Annotated in this window: 13 protein-coding genes; 1 reads left to right on the top strand and 12 read right to left on the bottom strand. The window is 38.7% G+C overall.

The window, feature by feature from the left end:
- Positions 1 to 22: 22 nt before the first annotated feature.
- The 9 genes from H9X96_RS05155 to H9X96_RS05115 form a co-directional block, all read right to left on the bottom strand.
- Entirely contained in the window at positions 23 to 622 is a 600-nt protein-coding gene (locus H9X96_RS05155) for an RNA polymerase sigma factor (RefSeq protein ID WP_187665255.1), read from the bottom strand.
- A gap of 101 nt (positions 623 to 723) precedes the next feature.
- A complete protein-coding gene (locus tag H9X96_RS05150) occupies positions 724 to 2,133 on the bottom strand; it encodes a TolC family protein (RefSeq protein WP_187665254.1) in 1,410 nt (469 codons plus the stop codon).
- Between the two features lie 63 nt (positions 2,134 to 2,196).
- Positions 2,197 to 5,388, bottom strand: a complete 3,192-nt coding sequence (locus tag H9X96_RS05145; RefSeq protein ID WP_187665253.1) for an efflux RND transporter permease subunit — start codon at positions 5,386 to 5,388, stop codon at positions 2,197 to 2,199.
- Positions 5,389 to 5,396: 8 nt separating this feature from the next.
- Complete coding sequence (locus H9X96_RS05140; protein ID WP_187665252.1) at positions 5,397 to 6,533, bottom strand: efflux RND transporter periplasmic adaptor subunit; 1,137 nt, start codon at positions 6,531 to 6,533, stop codon at positions 5,397 to 5,399.
- Between the two features lie 361 nt (positions 6,534 to 6,894).
- Positions 6,895 to 7,494, bottom strand: coding sequence for a TetR/AcrR family transcriptional regulator (locus H9X96_RS05135; RefSeq protein ID WP_187665251.1), 600 nt, complete (start codon positions 7,492 to 7,494; stop codon positions 6,895 to 6,897).
- 170 nt (positions 7,495 to 7,664) lie between these two features.
- On the bottom strand, positions 7,665 to 9,056 hold the full coding sequence (locus H9X96_RS05130) for a hypothetical protein (protein ID WP_187665250.1): 1,392 nt from the start codon (positions 9,054 to 9,056) through the stop codon (positions 7,665 to 7,667).
- Between the two features lie 10 nt (positions 9,057 to 9,066).
- A complete protein-coding gene (locus H9X96_RS05125) occupies positions 9,067 to 11,076 on the bottom strand; it encodes a hypothetical protein (protein WP_187665249.1) in 2,010 nt (669 codons plus the stop codon).
- A 44-nt stretch (positions 11,077 to 11,120) separates the two neighbouring features.
- Positions 11,121 to 11,711, bottom strand: a complete 591-nt coding sequence (locus H9X96_RS05120; RefSeq protein WP_255431002.1) for a hypothetical protein — start codon at positions 11,709 to 11,711, stop codon at positions 11,121 to 11,123.
- A 206-nt stretch (positions 11,712 to 11,917) separates the two neighbouring features.
- Positions 11,918 to 13,084, bottom strand: coding sequence for a glycoside hydrolase family 18 protein (locus tag H9X96_RS05115; RefSeq protein WP_187665248.1), 1,167 nt, complete (start codon positions 13,082 to 13,084; stop codon positions 11,918 to 11,920).
- Positions 13,085 to 13,251: 167 nt separating this feature from the next.
- On the opposite strand from H9X96_RS05115, the gene H9X96_RS05110 reads away from it, so the two are divergent.
- A complete protein-coding gene (locus H9X96_RS05110) occupies positions 13,252 to 14,298 on the top strand; it encodes a LacI family DNA-binding transcriptional regulator (protein WP_187665247.1) in 1,047 nt (348 codons plus the stop codon).
- Here the strand turns inward: H9X96_RS05110 and uxuA are convergent.
- The 3 genes from uxuA to H9X96_RS05095 all read right to left on the bottom strand — a co-directional run bounded on the left by uxuA (position 14,282) and on the right by H9X96_RS05095 (position 17,025).
- Complete coding sequence (gene uxuA, locus H9X96_RS05105) at positions 14,282 to 15,457, bottom strand: mannonate dehydratase (protein WP_187665246.1); 1,176 nt, start codon at positions 15,455 to 15,457, stop codon at positions 14,282 to 14,284. The two genes, H9X96_RS05110 and uxuA, sit on opposite strands and share 17 nt — an antisense overlap.
- A gap of 4 nt (positions 15,458 to 15,461) precedes the next feature.
- Positions 15,462 to 16,283, bottom strand: coding sequence for an SDR family oxidoreductase (locus tag H9X96_RS05100; protein ID WP_187665245.1), 822 nt, complete (start codon positions 16,281 to 16,283; stop codon positions 15,462 to 15,464).
- 154 nt (positions 16,284 to 16,437) lie between these two features.
- Positions 16,438 to 17,025 carry a HAMP domain-containing sensor histidine kinase gene (locus tag H9X96_RS05095; RefSeq protein ID WP_187665244.1) on the bottom strand — a complete coding sequence of 196 codons (588 nt, stop codon included), beginning with the start codon at positions 17,023 to 17,025 and terminating at the stop codon, positions 16,438 to 16,440.
- Positions 17,026 to 17,145: the final 120 nt, after the last annotated feature.

The following is a 17,145-nucleotide window of genomic DNA, read 5'->3' as shown; positions in this document are numbered from 1 at the left end:
GTGGGGGTGTTATTTTATTTTTTTAATTATACCGCGAAAACAGCCATAGGAATAGCAAATGGATATAATGATTCTCAAGAAACTTACGGAGATTTTTAAGAGCATTGCTCATGTGCTCTCTCACCATATCGTAAGAAATATTGAGTTGAGCAGCAATTTGTTTATGGCTCAGTCCCTCTTCCCTGCTCAACTTATAAATTTGTTGTTGTCGAGGAGAAAAAGTGTCAATACCGAGTTTAATTACTTTTTCTAGTTCACGAAAATCGACTTCATTTCCTGAATTCAGCTGTTGATGATCTATTACATCCGGATGAATCCCGGTGAGGGACTCCATAGGAATTTGACGCTGAAGGTCATTTATCAATTGATTCCTAGTGATAATGGTTAGCCATGCAGGAAAGCTGTTCAGGTTAGTCAATTGCTGCCGGTTCTTCCAAACCTTCACAAAAACCTCCTGGACAGCATCCTGGGCCAAAAATGGGGATTTAAGATATTTCATGCCCATGGTAAACACCTTCCCTGCATACTTTTCATATAGCAGTTTAAACGCGGATTCATTGCCCCCTGCAACTTCTTCCAGCAATTCCTGTTCGGTAAACCCTGTGGGTCTGTTAGAAAACATAGCCTTTATAAAAAAAAAGAATAAGGGCCAATGTTAAATAATTAAAACATTATTTTTATCATGAGAAGCTATAAAAATTACATACTCATCAATTTCATTACTTAAAACCCACCTCCCAATGCACGATAAAGTGCCACTGTAGCATGTAGTTCGGCAGTTTTTATGCTAGCCAGTGCCAATTCACTTTGCAAAGCATTACTTTGAGCAGTAATGACCTCGAGATAAGTTGCCATTCCATTATTAAATAGCAAACCTGCGTTTTTAACCGCATCTTTTAGTGTGTTTACCCTCCGCTGGGCAATCGCATGCTGCTGTTTAAGCTGTTCGATATTAGAAAGTTCATCAGAAACTTCTCCTACTGCAATCAATACTGATTGTCGGAATTGTAATACGGCTTCTTCCCTTTCTATCTTTGCTACTTCAAATTGAGTTTTCAACTGTTTACGCTGAAACAGTGGTTGAGTTACTCCACCAACAACCATTCCGAACAATGAAGCAGGTAGATTGAACCAGTTACTTGCCTTAAAAGCATTTAATCCGGCAGTTGCCGTTATGTTCAAATTAGGATACATACTTGCTTTCGCTACACCAACCTGTGCATTTGCAAGGTCCATCGCAAGCTCAGCAGATCGTACATCCGGTCTTTGCGCCAATATGGCGGAAGGAATTCCTGCCGACAATTGTGCAGGAAAAACAACCTCATCTAGACTTCCTTGACGGATAACTGCCGCAGGAAGCTGACCTGCCAGAATGCTCAATGCATTTTCCTGAATACTGATATCCTGTTGCAAAGAAGGAATCAATTGCGCAGCGACCAATTGCTGCGCTTCTGCCTGTTGAATGGCCAAAGAACTCACTTGTCCGGCATCAAACTGCATTTTAATGATCGTTAACGTGCTGTCATTTAAGGCTAAATTCCTTTTAGCTACAGACATCTGTGTATCCAGCATCAATAATCGATAATACCCTTGAGCGACATTGGCAATCAAACGCATTTGAACCGCCTTTCTTGCTTCAGCACTCTGTAAATAAGTCGCCAATGCTGCTTTTTTTTGACTTCCAATCTTTCCCCAGATATCCGCTTCCCAGCTGAGCACCAGATTTGCATTGTAATCTTCGATATGTTTGGTATTCAGAAACTGACCTGCACTCAGACCGTTTAAACTGTTATCTGAAGGTCTGCTGCTATTTGCGGTGATGTTTAAGTTTAATTGGGGTAAATTCCCCAATTTCGATTGTCTAAACAACAATTGAGCAGCATCCATATTTTTCATAGCAATTTGCAAATCATAATTTCTCAACAAAGCAGTATCAAGAAGCCTACCTAAGGTGACATCTGTAAAAAACTGTTTTATAGCTAATTTGGCAATACTATTTTCAACGCCTACAGGCGCATTCCTGAAAGATTCAGGAATGCTTGCAGGGGATAGAATGATGTCTTTTGAAACTTTACAGCCTCCCAAAAATACCAGGAGCATCAGTGCTGTTAGTTTATATATTGGTGTCTTCATTTTGATTTGTCTTTTACAGTTAGCGTTTTAATCGACCACTGAACTGGTGATGTTAAAGATGGCTTAAGAATAAATAATTGTTGCATCAGGCTTAATACTTACACCATTTTTTATTTCTTCTGCCAATTGAGGTTTGCCACTTACTTTTTCTTGTAAATACTGGAAGATGACAAACAATACTGGAATGATGAATAAGCCCAGTACTACTCCAGATACCATTCCTCCGGCAGCGCCGATACTGATCGAGTGATTACCCATAGCAGATGGACCAGTAGCACTCATCATCGGAATCAATCCTACAATAAATGCCAACGAAGTCATAATGATCGGACGCAAACGTAACTTAGCTGCCTCTAAAGCTGCAGAGACCAATGTTTTTCCAGCTTTTCTACGTTGAACAGCGTATTCTACAATCAGAATCGCATTCTTCGCCAGCAAACCAATCAGCATGACCAAGGCTACCTGCACGTAAATGTTGTTTTCAATTCCAGTAACCCCAATGGCTACAAATACGCCGAATACGCCTGCTGGTATAGAAAGCACCACTGCTAACGGCAGGATATAACTCTCATATTGAGCAGCTAATAAGAAGTAAACAAAGATCAAACATAACATGAAAATGACAGTAGACTGTCCACCCGAAGAAATTTCTTCTTTTGTCAATCCTGAGAACTCAAATGAATACCCTGAAGGAAGGTGTTTTTTCGCCACTTCTTCCACTGCTTTAATAGCATCTCCAGAACTATAACCAGGTTTAGCAATGGCATTTACACCAATTGAATTAAACAAATTATATCGGGATGCTGTTTCCGCACCATATACCCTGGATAAGGTGGCCACTGTATTAATCGGTACCATCTCCCCTTGCTTATTTTTAACATATACAGCGTCCATTGCTGAAGCATCCGCGCGATCTGCAATATCTGCCTGTACCATTACACGATAATATTTACCAAAGCGATTGAAATCTGAAGCCTGTGCACTACCAAAATAAGCCTGCATCGTTTGCAGGATATCTTTTACATTGATGCCAAGTTGTTCCGCTTTCTCCTCATCTATTTTCAATTCTAACTGGGGATAATCCGCCTTAAAGGTGGTAAATGCCACTGCAATCTCCTTACGTTTCATCAATTGTCCGATGAAGTTATAGCCGATACCGCTGAATTTATCCAGTTTACCTCCAGTTTTATCCTGTAACACCAAGTCTAATCCATCTACGTTACTGAAACCTGGAACCGTTGGAAAAGTGAAAACAAAAAAGCTGGCACCTTTCACGCTGGCTAATTTGGTTCTAATGTCATTCATGATATCATTGATGTCTTTCAATTTACCGCGTTCTTCTGTTGGTTTTAACAATACGAAGGCTACACCTGCCGAAGGGCTGGTACTTTGGGTCATAATGTTAAAACCAGAAAGCACATTCAGCAAGCGGTTGGATTCTAATGGCATTAAGATTTTCTCTGCAGATTTAAGTGCTTCTGTAGTACGCTCTAAAGAAGCGCCTGCTGGCATCGATAACGCGATAGCAATAAATCCCTGATCTTCAGAAGGAATAAATCCTGTTGGCGTTTTCTTTACCATCCATACGGTAGAAAGCGTAATCAGCAAAAGTCCAACTAAGCCAATCCACTTAAAGCGAATAAGGAACCTAAGACTCCTAATGTATTTACTAGTCAAGCTATTAAAACCTGTGTTGAATCCTAAAAAGAAACGTTCTGAAAATGTACGCTTAGTTCCTTCTATTTTATTGGAGTGGTTATCTTTTAAGAACAAAGCACATAAAGCTGGACTTAATGTCAGGGCATTTACTGCTGAAATGACAATGGCAATAGCCAGGGTAAAAGCAAACTGTCTGTAAAACACGCCTGTTGAGCCTTCCATGAAACCTACAGGTAAAAATACGGCCGACATCACCAAGGTAATTGAAATGATGGCACCTGTAATTTCCTGCATCGCTGAGGCTGTTGCTTCTTTTGGAGGCAAATGCTGTTGTTCCATCTTCGCATGAACTGCCTCTACAACTACAATCGCGTCATCCACAACAATACCAATGGCCAATACTAATGCAAATAAAGTCAGTAAATTGATCGAGAAACCGAATAACTGCATGAAGAAAAACGTCCCAATAATCGCCACCGGAACTGCAATAGCAGGAATCAATGTCGAACGGAAATCCTGAAGGAAGATAAACACTACAATGAATACCAAGATGAAGGCTTCAATCAACGTGTGTTTTACCTGATCAATGGACTGGTCTAAAGATACTTTGGTACTATACAACACATCATATTTCACTCCTTTTGGAAAATCCCTCTCTGCTTTTTTCATGAAATCCTGAATTTTGATCTGAATTTCATTGGCATTAGAACCTGCCAATTGTAAAATACCAACATCAATTCCGGGTTTACCATTAATACGGGTTAAACTTCCGTAGGTATAAGCGCCAAACTCAACCCTTGCTACATCTTTCAGCCTCAAAATAGAACCGTCCGCATTAGAACGGATCACCATATTCTCATAATCTTTTGGCTGATTCAGCTTTCCTTTATACTTAATAACGTATTCAAATGCATTTTTGCTGCTTTCTCCAAATTTCCCCGGAGCAGCTTCTACGTTTTTATTCTGGATGGCAGCCATCACTTCATTCGGCATCAGGTTGTAACTCGCCATTTGTGAAGGATTCAACCAAATACGCATCGAGTAATCTTTATTTCCACCGAAAATACTGGCAGAACCTACACCAGGAATCCTTTTGATTTCTGGAATCAGGTTGATCTGAGCATAATTGGCCAAGAAGGTCTGATCGTACTCAGTTTCATTGTCAGTATACATATCGAGAACCATGATCAAACTGTTCTGTTGCTTAGCGGTAGAAACACCCGCCTGAACAACCTCTGTAGGAAGCTGACTAGTTGCTTGAGCCACCCTGTTCTGCACATTTACTGCGGCCTGATCTGGATTTGTTCCCAATTTAAAGTAAACAGTAATCACTAATGATCCATCATTACTAGCGGTAGAACTCAGGTAACTCATGCCTTCTACTCCATTGATCGACTCTTCCAATGATGGTGCGACAGCTCTCAATACAGTCTCCGCATTTGCCCCCGGATATAGGGCGGTTACCTGAACCGCGGGCGGTGCAATATCAGGGAACTGTTGTAGTGGTAATTTTGAAAGTCCAAGTAGCCCGAAAATCACTAATAGAATCGAGATTACTGTGGCTAGGACCGGTCTTTGTATGAATATCTTAAACATGACTATTGTTAGTTAGCGGCAATTTTTGGTGTTTTTTCATTAGATGCTTCAGGAACAATCGCGTCTCCATCTTTCAGGATTTCAAATCCTTTAGAAACAATACGGTCGCCTGATTTCAATCCTTCTTTAATGAGGTAATTCGTGCCACTGGTTCCAACCACTTTAATCGGTTGTTTGGCCACTTTGTTGTGCTGATCAACTGTATAAACGAACACTTTATCCTGCACTTCTACCGTCGCAGATTGTGGAACTAACATGGCATCGTTGTGTTCCAGACTCAACCTTACTTTTCCGGTATTCCCAGATCTCAATAGTCCAGATGCATTAGGAAAGCTAGCCCTCAGCGTAATAGAGCCTGTGTTTTTATCAAACTGCCCGTCAACCATATCGATTTTACCTTGCTGAGCATAAACTGTGTTATCCGATAAAATCAACGATACCGGAGCTAGATTTTTAAGGTTTCCATTGGCAGCGGCCGATGGAAATTTCGCTTTAAAGTTCATAAAATCAGCTTCACCTAAAGAAAAATAAACACGTATTTCATGCACATCCGACAAATTAGTTAAAGGCAGTGGGTCTGTTGGCGAAACTAAACTTCCTTGCTTTTTAGGCAAACGACCAATGTAACCACTAACTGGAGCTTTAATCAAAGTGTATCCCATATTAATTTGTGCAGTTCCAACACTGGCTTTTGCCTGTGCAACGTTTGCCAGTGCAATTTGATGGGCAGTTTTAGCGGTTCTCAATTGAAAATCAGAAACTACTTTATTTTGTACCAAAGGTATCAGCTTATCAATTTCTAACTGCGTATTTAATACTGCTGCTGCTGCTGCACGTTGATTTGCTTTAGCATTGTTTAACTGTTCTAAAAATGGAAGTGCATTGATTTTAAATAAAGGTTGTCCAGCATGAACCAGAGCGCCTTCATTTACATAAATCTGCTCCAATGCTCCTCCTACCTGAGGACGAATTTCAAGATCTACCACACCTTGTAAGGATGCTGGGTACTCCGAGTAAGTGGTTTCCGCAGATTGGCTGATAGAAACCACTGGTAATGAAGGTGCTGGAGCAGCAATTTCCGTTGCTGGCTCAGCGGCACATCCGAATAAAAATGCCGCTGTTGAGAGTAAAAGTATAGATTTCATAATGTTGTTAAAAGGTTTATTAATTGGGGACCAATCGCTGGATCCGGGATTGCTAATAGATGGAGGGTTATTTTGCATGATATATTTAATTTAGATTTCAACTAACAGACTTAAGTGATTTAACAGCGTTAATCCATTAATAATTTTATTCAATTGTCCCACAATGCCCTTTTTGAAAGGCAAATAACAGGTTTAAGTAATTTAACAGTGTTAAGTACCTTTAGATAAAAAAACGGATTAAATTAAATCCGTTTTTTTATCTAAAGGTTTTTTAAATAGGATGTCTATTATTTAAATCCTTTTAATAGGAAGGCCTCTAACAGCCTCGTACCATTTGAATATTAATTTTTGAACCGAGACTTTAATCGTTAACATATTTTATAATTCCCTTGAGTGCATCTCTAAGGATGTGTTGATTTGTCATATTATCTGTTCCTTTACGTACAAAGTTAATAGAAATTAATCCATGAACTACAGACCAAAAAGTGAAGTATTTCCTACAAACTAAATCATCATCTACTGGATCAGCAACCATGAGTTCTTTTATGGTGTCACAAATGATATTTGTAGTAGCTTCTGCTTCTGGAAAGGCTTTCATTACCTCGCAGCAGCTCATGTCTACACCATACATCAATTGATACAACTCTTTGTATTTAAAAGCAAAGTCCCAATAGGCCATCCACATGCCTTCTAATTGGTCCTGTGGTAATTCGTGTTGCGCCTTCGCTGCTTTCAATTCCTGCAATAGAATCACATATCCTTTTCTGGTTAATTCCAGTAAAATCCCCTCTTTATTAGTGAAATACTCATAAATAATAGGTGCGGTATACTCAATTTTATCAGCAATCTTTCTCATGCTGAGCGATTGCCAGCCATCTTCTTTCACGATTTCTAGCGCAGCATCCAATATATTGAGTCTTGTATCCTCTTTTAATCGTTGTATGCGTTCTTTACTGCCCATGTTTTAGAAAATAAAATAGTGTAAATAATTTAACACTGTTAAGCAAATGTAAATAGATGTCTTGATAATCGCATCATTAATTTGTCAAATACTAAAAAACAGGATTTAATATAGATTAAAAGCCTGTTTTTTAGACAATTGAATAATCCCCTTAAATAATGAGGAAAATTTTAGCGAAACAACTGTGTAAAAGCATTGATGTTTTGGTCTTGAAACTCTAGCTTTCCAGTTAATCTGGCCGTCTTATCGTCCAGCTTGGACGCCGTAATTTTTAAATGGGTATAATGCTTAATCCAATCATTTAATAGTGGGAACAGGTTCTGCGTTTTAATGCCACTAAAATCAACTGTTGCAGAAAAAAACGCTGCATTCCTCCCTGACACAACTTTTATTGGATCATTTTTTAGCGTACTCAACTGCCAAGTATTCTCTTGTTGTTTACTGAATACCTGATATAGAGGAAATAAATCCTTATTCAATAGATCCTCCGTTTTCACTGAATTAGCTTGAACCTGCCTATCAAAGGTACCGATGATTTGACTTTCTTCAAGGTAACCTTGTAAATCCCTAGTCCTAGCTGCCATGCTTAACTTTAAATAGGGCACGGTTACCGTTTTCAGTTGAACGGTTGCCACTTTTTCAAAATCATCATTATATTCATAAGTTATAATCGAATCCCTTTGTGTAACAGCAGGCCCCATTTCGAATGCTGAAAACCCCAGGTATGATTTCAACAATGTATCAGCTGAAAGAGTAATTTCATTTATAGTCAGCGATTTCGGTAACTGAGCTGTTTGGAGACTTGCATTTACCCAAACTTTGACGAGGGCACTCTCGGCAAATTGAACGCTGCAGGATGGCTGATCAGGGACAACCAATCCTTCTATGGGGAAGCTACCTTTAATTTCCGCTCGCCCATCTTTGAAGTTAATCTCGCCCCCATATCCTGTGGCCGTCCAGCTCAGATGACCCTTTGCTTTTTTCAAAGCAAGCATTATTGTAGCTGTGTCTACCATCCTATCTTTCTGATCAAGAATGTTATTCAACTCTTCTAATACTGCTTCTCTTTCAAAAGAAAACGCAATGGCCAAGACTTCTCCATTATATAAAACCGTTAATTTACGATCTGAAGAAGTACCTACAGTTCTACCTGCTGCATTTGAACTAATCATTTGATCTTTTGAAGCGCTAACAGTAAAATCTTTAATCTTTAAAGTCCGCTTTAAATAAGCGGATAATCCAGTCGTATCAGATAAGGCTACCCTAGAAAAAAGAGTGCTCGGGGCCATTTTTTTCAGTGAATAAGCAAATATATTAGCCGGTAAAGAAAAGTCAGGTCTGACGTTTACTTTTTCATTACCTTTCAAATAGTAACTTGGATTTCCAACAAAATCTGCAGCCATGGTTTTTAATAAACCATCCACACTTAACTTATAAACCATACTAGCGTCTTTAGCCACTTGCAGCTGATAAGAACGGGATTCCCGAAATTGCAAATATCCAAAAACAGAAATCAGCAACAATAGAAGTATTGTTGCTGATATTTTTAATGTCAATTTCATTCGTATGCGGTTATTTTTGAAGATCCTCACTAATCGAGAACAGGTATTTCAAAGCATTTTTATGACCGGCAGGAAGATCCATACTAACTTCTGCAGAAAACGTATTCCCTTTCATAGGAAAAGATCTGATATAAATATCACCCATTGCATTTAGTGTTTTATTGGTCTTCTCCACTTTTGCTAATTTGCCCAATTCTTCGGCAGGTATTTTACCTGCTAGCTTTTTAGGACTGAAATAGGCGGCGTAATTATTACCCAATAATGCCTTTTTATGCTTAGCATTCAGTTTTGCGATAAAAGTATTGTTCACAATCTGCTGCATCTCCTGTCCGTTCGTGCTCAAAAAAATCACCCCATCTTTGATCGTAAAATACAATGCCATCGGACTTTTAGGAATAGAAATCTCGTAGTAGCTATTGTTATTTTTTACCAATTCTTTTTTCACGCCATAAGCGATCAATTTGTCTATCAAACGTGTATCTTCTGTAGAAATCATCATCAGGAAGTCAGGCAAAGTTTCTTTCTTTGTTTTCATCACCTCTGTCGTCTCAAAGTTATCTTCATTATAGTCATAAGACTTATAAGAAACCTCTTTTTGCGACAAGCCATTGAAAATGAAAATACCATCTCCTTTGATTACTTTCCCTATTGCTTCTTCATCCAGCAATAAAGAAAATAAGTCGGTAGCCATCCCAATTTCATCAGCATACACTGAGCCGTAAATTTTAGAAATCAATTTAGGATATTCTTGCAAATAGGCTTTAGTATCCATAGCATAAGCCATATACCCGATCATTTGATCTTCATTTACATATTTCAAAAATTTCTTGTTCAACTTTCTTTGATGCACTTTTCTCAAAACGCTACCCATATCATCATTAAATGTCATCGCAGAACTCATCTTGATCAACTGATCTTCAAGGAATAATTTAGCATTGGCGGTACCATAACCACCCATAAAATTAACTCCTTTAAAATAATCTAAAGGCAAATAAGCATTACTCAGCTTCTCTACTCCAGAAATCCAGATGGTAACTTCAGCATTATGGTCTACACTTTTAGTAAAATCTGCATTGCTTAAAATTGAACCCTGACTCTTACCTGCAAAAAAATCATCGCTCATTTTTGCTGTCCATTTCGCAAGTACCCCTTTTTTCAATTTGATATCATAAAAGAAAGAATTATCCTCTACACCATCATTTTCAGTATAAGCAGAATCAACGGCAACCATATCGATTGCTGCGCCCATTTCCTCTGTTTCTTCCTGCTCTGCTACGACTTTCTTTCGTATTGGCTTCTTCTTATAGTTTTTTGCCGCGGTTTTTTTTCCTTTAAGCTTGGACTTTTTTGAGCGATTCTTAGCCGGAATAGAATGTTTTTTCTTGACTGGTTCCGGAGTTACGATTTCCTCTTGCTCCTCCACAGCTGCGGTTGCAGTTGCAGCATCCATGACCACCGTAGAATCAGCAGTAGCTGGATACAAGCTAACTTCATCAATTTTTGATAAACCAAATCGCTCTCTAACTTCCGGACGGTTGAAATAAGCTGTTTTTTCAGTAGGAATTACAGAAAATAACATCTCGCCATTCCAATGAACCATCTCTGTAGAATCTATATTAAAGTAAGATCTTACTTGGTCTTTAAGTGTAAACTTCTTTCCTCGTTTCGAAAATAACAGGTCAATTTTGGCTGCGTCTTTAACTGGGAGCAGGAAACAATTATAACTTACACTGTCGTTGCTTTGATTATAATAATAGAAATCGGAAGAAAGGTTAAATCCGAAATCGGCTATTCCTCGAAAATCAGCTTGTTGATCTTTAGCTAATTCTTCCATTAGCTTTTTCCCAAAAAAACTTTGATTTAATTCAGTTACAGACATCAACTGTGTTAAATTTCCACCTTTGATAGTAGCAACCGCTAACGCATCTGCGGGGATTTTACGGGAAAGATCCTGGGCATTTACTGCAAGCGTGCCCAATAAAAATGATCCAGCAATTGCAGATTTAAAATAATAATTCATGTTTTGTATAGGTGTTTTAAATAGATAGTAGATATAAAAGATAGTTACTTTGCAAGTGTAATTTGATTAGAAATATTGGTTTTCCCATTAATCAATCCCATGATACCCGCGTTTAGCATGACCGCTTTCTTCGTTTTTGATATTTTCGATAAAGGATTTGTATTTACAGCAACTGGTCTTTCAAAGCGATAAATACTCGTATAGCTCGCTTCTTTAAATACATTTTTAACCTCCGGTTTCAGTTTATTATATTCCACCAAAGCTTCTTTTGCAGGCAAGTATTTACGTTGAAAAATCCCGGTTTCCGGACTAAAGCTATAAGAAGAATTGTTGATAGCTCTGATTTTTAACTTCTTCAATACGTTTTGGTTGACATGATTGATGTTTGAGACGTTTTTGAAAGCAAAGCTGACCGTAGCGATGTAATTCTCAAAATCCATAGTTTTTTTAACATTGCTAATCCCATGAGATTTTCTCAGATAAGCAACGGCCTCCTCCATTTCTTTCTGAATCTGCTGCTTGCTTGGAACCTTATAGCCATTTACACTGTCTAACAGCATTAAAGAAGCCACCTTAGTTTTGCTCGCACTTAAATTAAGGGTTAAATTAACAGTACCAGAACCATCAGCGGCCATATTAATCTCTTCTATAATCTGAAAACAGGAGGAAAAAACACATAAAACCAGTATTAACAAAAAGTATCGCGCGTTTCCCCTAAACATGTTCCCTATAACCATAATTAATTATATAATTTCCCAAAGATATAATTTACTATTAATAATTGGGATAATTACATGATCACCTGATCAGCAAATGAAATAAATGTCTTTTTAATTCTTATTTATTTGAAAGATTTCGCCACCTCATTTAGCAGGTATTCCTTTGGATCTGAGGCATATTCCCAAAACATAACCCCTCCCATATGATGGTCCATAACATATTTGCACTTTTCTCTTACTGACCATTCATCGTCATAAGTGATGAGCGTTTGGGTACTTGCATTATACAAATAGGAGGCTTTTGCGGCTTCATCCTTAAATTCTTTAAAGCCTCTCTTGTTAAGCAGACTATCTTTTATCTGAGTATAACCACTCCCAAATTCTCCCTTAACGTAATTAGCTCCCAATCCTGTTGCCGTTCCCACCTCTACTTTGCTATTTCTACCATAAAATGCGATACCCATAACTAATTTCGAAATTGGTACACCTGCCATGACATAAGCTTTGATTGCCTTATCTGCAGAATGCTCAGATGAATAAAGTGCAGAAGGATATAAATTGGTGTGGTGTCCTGCGGTTTTACCAGAATAATAATCATACGTCATCAAATTTACATAATCCAGATATTGGGCAGCTTTATCCATTTCTGTATGGAGCAGGAAGTCTGAAAAGCCACCAACAGCGGTTGTCAGTAATTTGTTATGAGCAGTTTCCTTTTCCAAAATATCCAATTCCTTCCTGAGTGCTTCAAACATTAGAGTGAAATTACGTCCATCTTCCGGACGATAAATATGGCCAACCTCCCCTGGACGTCCTGGATATTCCCAATCAATATCTACCCCATCCAAATTATATTTCCTAATGATATTTACAGCACTAGTCGCAAAAGCAGCTCTGGAAGTATCCATTAACATCGCATCTGAAAAGTTTTTACTCCATGCCCATCCTCCAATTGAAATCAAAATTTTAAGCGCAGGGTTTTTCTTTTTTAGCAATAACAATTTTCTAAAATTTACAGTGTCCGTTTTTTCATTAGTCAGAAAAGCCCGGTTTCCCTGAACATCGACAAAAGCATAATTGATATGAGTAAGCTTTTCCGGAGAGATCTTATCTGGATTCAACAGCCCTCTGAAACCGCCGACATAACCGATGACTACCTTTTTCTGGGCCACAATTTGCTGTTCAGCAAACTGCTGATTTTTAGCATTCGAATCTTCAGTTTTCAGATCATCATTTTTCTGGGAACCCAAAAATAAGACTACTGTAATTAAACCGAGTGTTATTTTCATTTGTTTGGAATGGGAAGCTTCTTTTCCTAAAGATATCAAAGATCCACTGAAAACAAAAGAGATCACAAATACCTTACAAAATAATGCCCCTGAGCTTGGATAAATAAAAAAAGATTCCTTCTATCTCCCCTAATAATTGCATTTTAGCCCCTAAATATAAAACTGGTATGAACAACAGTATCACATTGAAGGATATTGCAAAGGCCCTCAACTTGTCTACCTCTACAATTTCAAAGGCTTTAAATGACAGCTATGAAATTGGTGAAGAGACAAAAAAGAAGGTGATTGCCTATGCAACAGAGCATCATTATGTACCGAATCGTATGGCTAAAGGCTTAAAGCAAGGAAAGAGCCGTTCAATTGGTGTCGTGGTATGTTCATTAGACAACAATTTTGTGGCGCAGATGTTAGATGGTATCTATAAAATTAGCACAGAAAAGTCCTACCAGATCATCATCATGCAAAGTAAGGAATCACAAAAACAAGAAATCGCCTGCATAGACCTGCTATATTCAGGCGGTATTGACGGCTTGCTGATCTCCCCCGCTTGTGAAACCACCGACTTCAGCTATCTACAGAACCTGCAGGAATCCGGACTGCCTATGGTCTTGTTTGACCGGCTAACTGACCAAATCAATACTCATAAAGTGGGGGCTGATAATTTTAAAGGGGCATATGATGCGACTTCGCATCTGATAAACAATGGTTTTACTCGCATTGCTCACCTGACTACCAACACAAAATTAAGCATCTCCACGGATCGACTAAACGGTTATGAACAAGCGCTTTCGGATCTAAAGATTACCTTCAATCCTGCTTACCTCCGTTCTTGTGATTATACGGATACCCATAAATTAAATAAAGATCTGGAAGAAGCAATTCGGTATTATATGGCCTTACCCGAACCGCCAGACGCTATTTTTACTGCAACAGACCAGATTACCACCCGCTGCCTTTCTTTATTAAATAAGCTAGGTTATAGCATACCTAAAGATCTGGCATTGATTGGTTTTACCAACACAGAACTGGCAGATGCAATGAACCCTACTTTGAGTACCATACATCAGCCAGCCTTTGAAATCGGACAACTTGCTGCCGAAAAGCTAATCTCGTTAATTGAAGGAAAGCAGCAGGAAGTAGATTTCGAAACCATAAAAATGGATACTCAAATCATGTTCAGGGCTTCTACTCAAAAAACTAGTAGTTCCCACTAATTCCTAGCTCCAATCCGCGTAATTCTGCCAGTCCACGTAACCGGCCTATTGCGGAATAACCCGGATTTGTATGCTTGGCAAGGTCATCTAGCATCTGGTGACCATGGTCAGGCCGGAAAGGAATTGGCAGTGCTCTGGAGACATTTTCCGCCACAATAGCCTTCATCACCTCATACATATTTACATCACCACCCAAATGATCTGCTTCGTAGAAATTACCTTCCTCATCCTTTGTTACATTTCTAAGGTGTAAAAAGTTAACCCTTGATTTTACTGCTTCAAAGATCTCCGTAAGATTGTTATTTAAGCCAGCACCCAATGAACCTGTACAAAAACAAATACCATTAAAGTCCAGATTGACACTATTAATAATATAAAGTAAATCTTCCTTCGTACTGGCAATACGTGGAAGGCCCAAAATCGGATATGGAGGATCATCAGGATGAATGGTCATTTTAATTCCTTCCGACTCACATACATCAGAAATTCCGTTTAGGAACCAGATGAGGTTTTCTTTCAGACCAGAAGTTCCGATCTCTTTATATTCATTTATACTGTTGCGCAAAACTTCCAGCTCGATCTCTTTCTCATTAGGAATCCCCATTAACACATTGATCCTAAGCAAATCAAGTTCTGCAGCAGTCATTTCCGAATGCCTCAATTTAGCGCTTTCTCTAATTTTCTCAGGATAATCTGCAGCGGCTCCTTCTCTTTTTAAAATGAAAAGATCAAAAACAGCTAAGTCTGTCCAGTTGAAATAAAGCGCTTTTGATCCGTCAGTCATCGTCAGATCTAATTGTGTGCGTGTCCAGTCCAATACCGGCATGAAATTATAACAAACAGTATTAATCCCACAAGAAGCTAGATTTTTTAAACTTTGATTGTAATTATCCAGGTATACAGCTGCATCATTACGTCTGGTTTTGATCGACTCATGAACAGGTACACTTTCTACAACTGCCCAGTGTAATCCAGAGGCTTCAATGATTGACTTTCTTTCCAAAATATCTGCCACCGGCCATACTTCCCCATGAGGAATGTGATGTAAAGCGGTAACGATTCCTGTGGCACCTGCTTGTTTTACATCTGATAGGCTCACCGGATCTGATGGCCCATACCAGCGCCATGTTTGTAATAATTTATGATTCCTTTTATCCATAATTTTATACGCCGCTATAGGCATTAAATCCACCATCTACTAATATTGTTTCTCCATTTACAAAAGACGAAGCGTCACTCAATAAATAGATCAATGTTCCATTCAATTCTTCGGGTTTCCCTAATCTACCAAAAGGAGTATGATTTACAAAGCGTTGTGCGCGATCTGTGTAAGATCCATCTGGATTGGTCAGCAATGAACGGTTTTGCTCGGTCAAAAATACACCTGGTGCAAGCGCATTAACTCTAACCCTGTCGCCGTAACGCTGTGCCAACTCTACTGCCATCCATTTTGTATAGCCTTCTATTGCATTTTTCCCTAAGGTGTAGCCCAAAACTCTGGTTAACGGACGCTGTGCAGCCAGGGAAGAAATATTGACAATTGACCCTTTTCCTTTTTCGGCGATTACCCGACCGAATATGTGTGTAGGTAATATGGTACCAAAAAGGTTAAGTTCTACAGCTTTCTGAGTATCTGCGATATTAATGTCAAATATATTCTGATCTGGACCGATGGTTGCGCCTGGAATATTACCTCCAGCAGCATTTACCAACCCATCGATGGTTCCCCAGGCATTTAAGATCTGTGTTCTTGCTGCAATCAATGCTTTTTCATCCAGCACATCTGTGATAACAGCCATGGCCTCACCACCAATTATAGTGATCGCTTTGACGCGTTCATTTGCCTTCTCTTCGTTCCTGCCTAAAATTGCAACTTTGGCCCCTGCAGCAGCAACAGCCAGTGCAAATGACTCGCCTAATACACCGGTGGCTCCGGTAATTACAATCACCTTGTTTTCTAACGAAAACAGATCTTTGCCCTTCATAGTTTATGATTATATAGGTTAAATACTTCAACCAATGTTAAGGAAATTTAGCCTTGTATACCGGCGAATGGTCTTAAATATTTACGATAACGATTGCGTTTTTACACCTTCTGACCAAAATATCGGATCGATCTTGCTGAGCTGCAATTAAATTCTAAAAAACAACGGAAAAAACATGCAGATGATCTGCATAGGTATAGGTTATTGTAAATCCATATTGCTGACATATTTGTCTGGATATCGCTAGGCCTAAACCCATCCCTTCAGAACTAGTTGTTTTATTGAAGCGTTCAAAAGTTCTAGTTCCATCTAATGACATGGCTATTCCGGTATTTTTAAAGATTAACTGGCTGACTGTCAGTAAAACCTCAATTCTTCCAGGCTTCACGTTATGTCGTATAGCATTACTAATCAAATTGTTCAGCAAAATATCAGCAAGATACTTACTCATTAGCAACTCTTTATCCTTTAAGTCTATGCTAACTTCAATCTCTGCAGATTGCAGCAATTCCTGAAACTGTCTCAGTTTTCGCTCGATGAAAGGTCTAAGAGAAATTTGCTCTTCATTTTTGATTATATTGTTTTCAATTTTAGCCAGTAGCAGTAAAGAGTGATTCAAGCGGGATAGCCGGCCAACTGCGAAGTAAATATCTTCGATCAATTCTCCTTGCTGATCACTAAAACCTGCGGTTTGCAGTAATGTATCCAGATTCGAATTGATCACTGCTAATGGTGTCATCATTTCATGAAAACTTTCATCTGATCTAGAAATCATCCAATGAGTGCCTGGCGGAAATGATCAACACTTCATCTTTCTTATTCATTTTTTTTAGTGCACGCAGAATTTCCATCCCCTCACCAT

The organism is Pedobacter sp. N36a, from assembly GCF_014472395.1.
In the GTDB taxonomy this organism is placed as follows: Bacteria; Bacteroidota; Bacteroidia; order Sphingobacteriales; family Sphingobacteriaceae; genus Pedobacter.
This window is presented reverse-complemented; position numbering and strand designations above follow the sequence as displayed.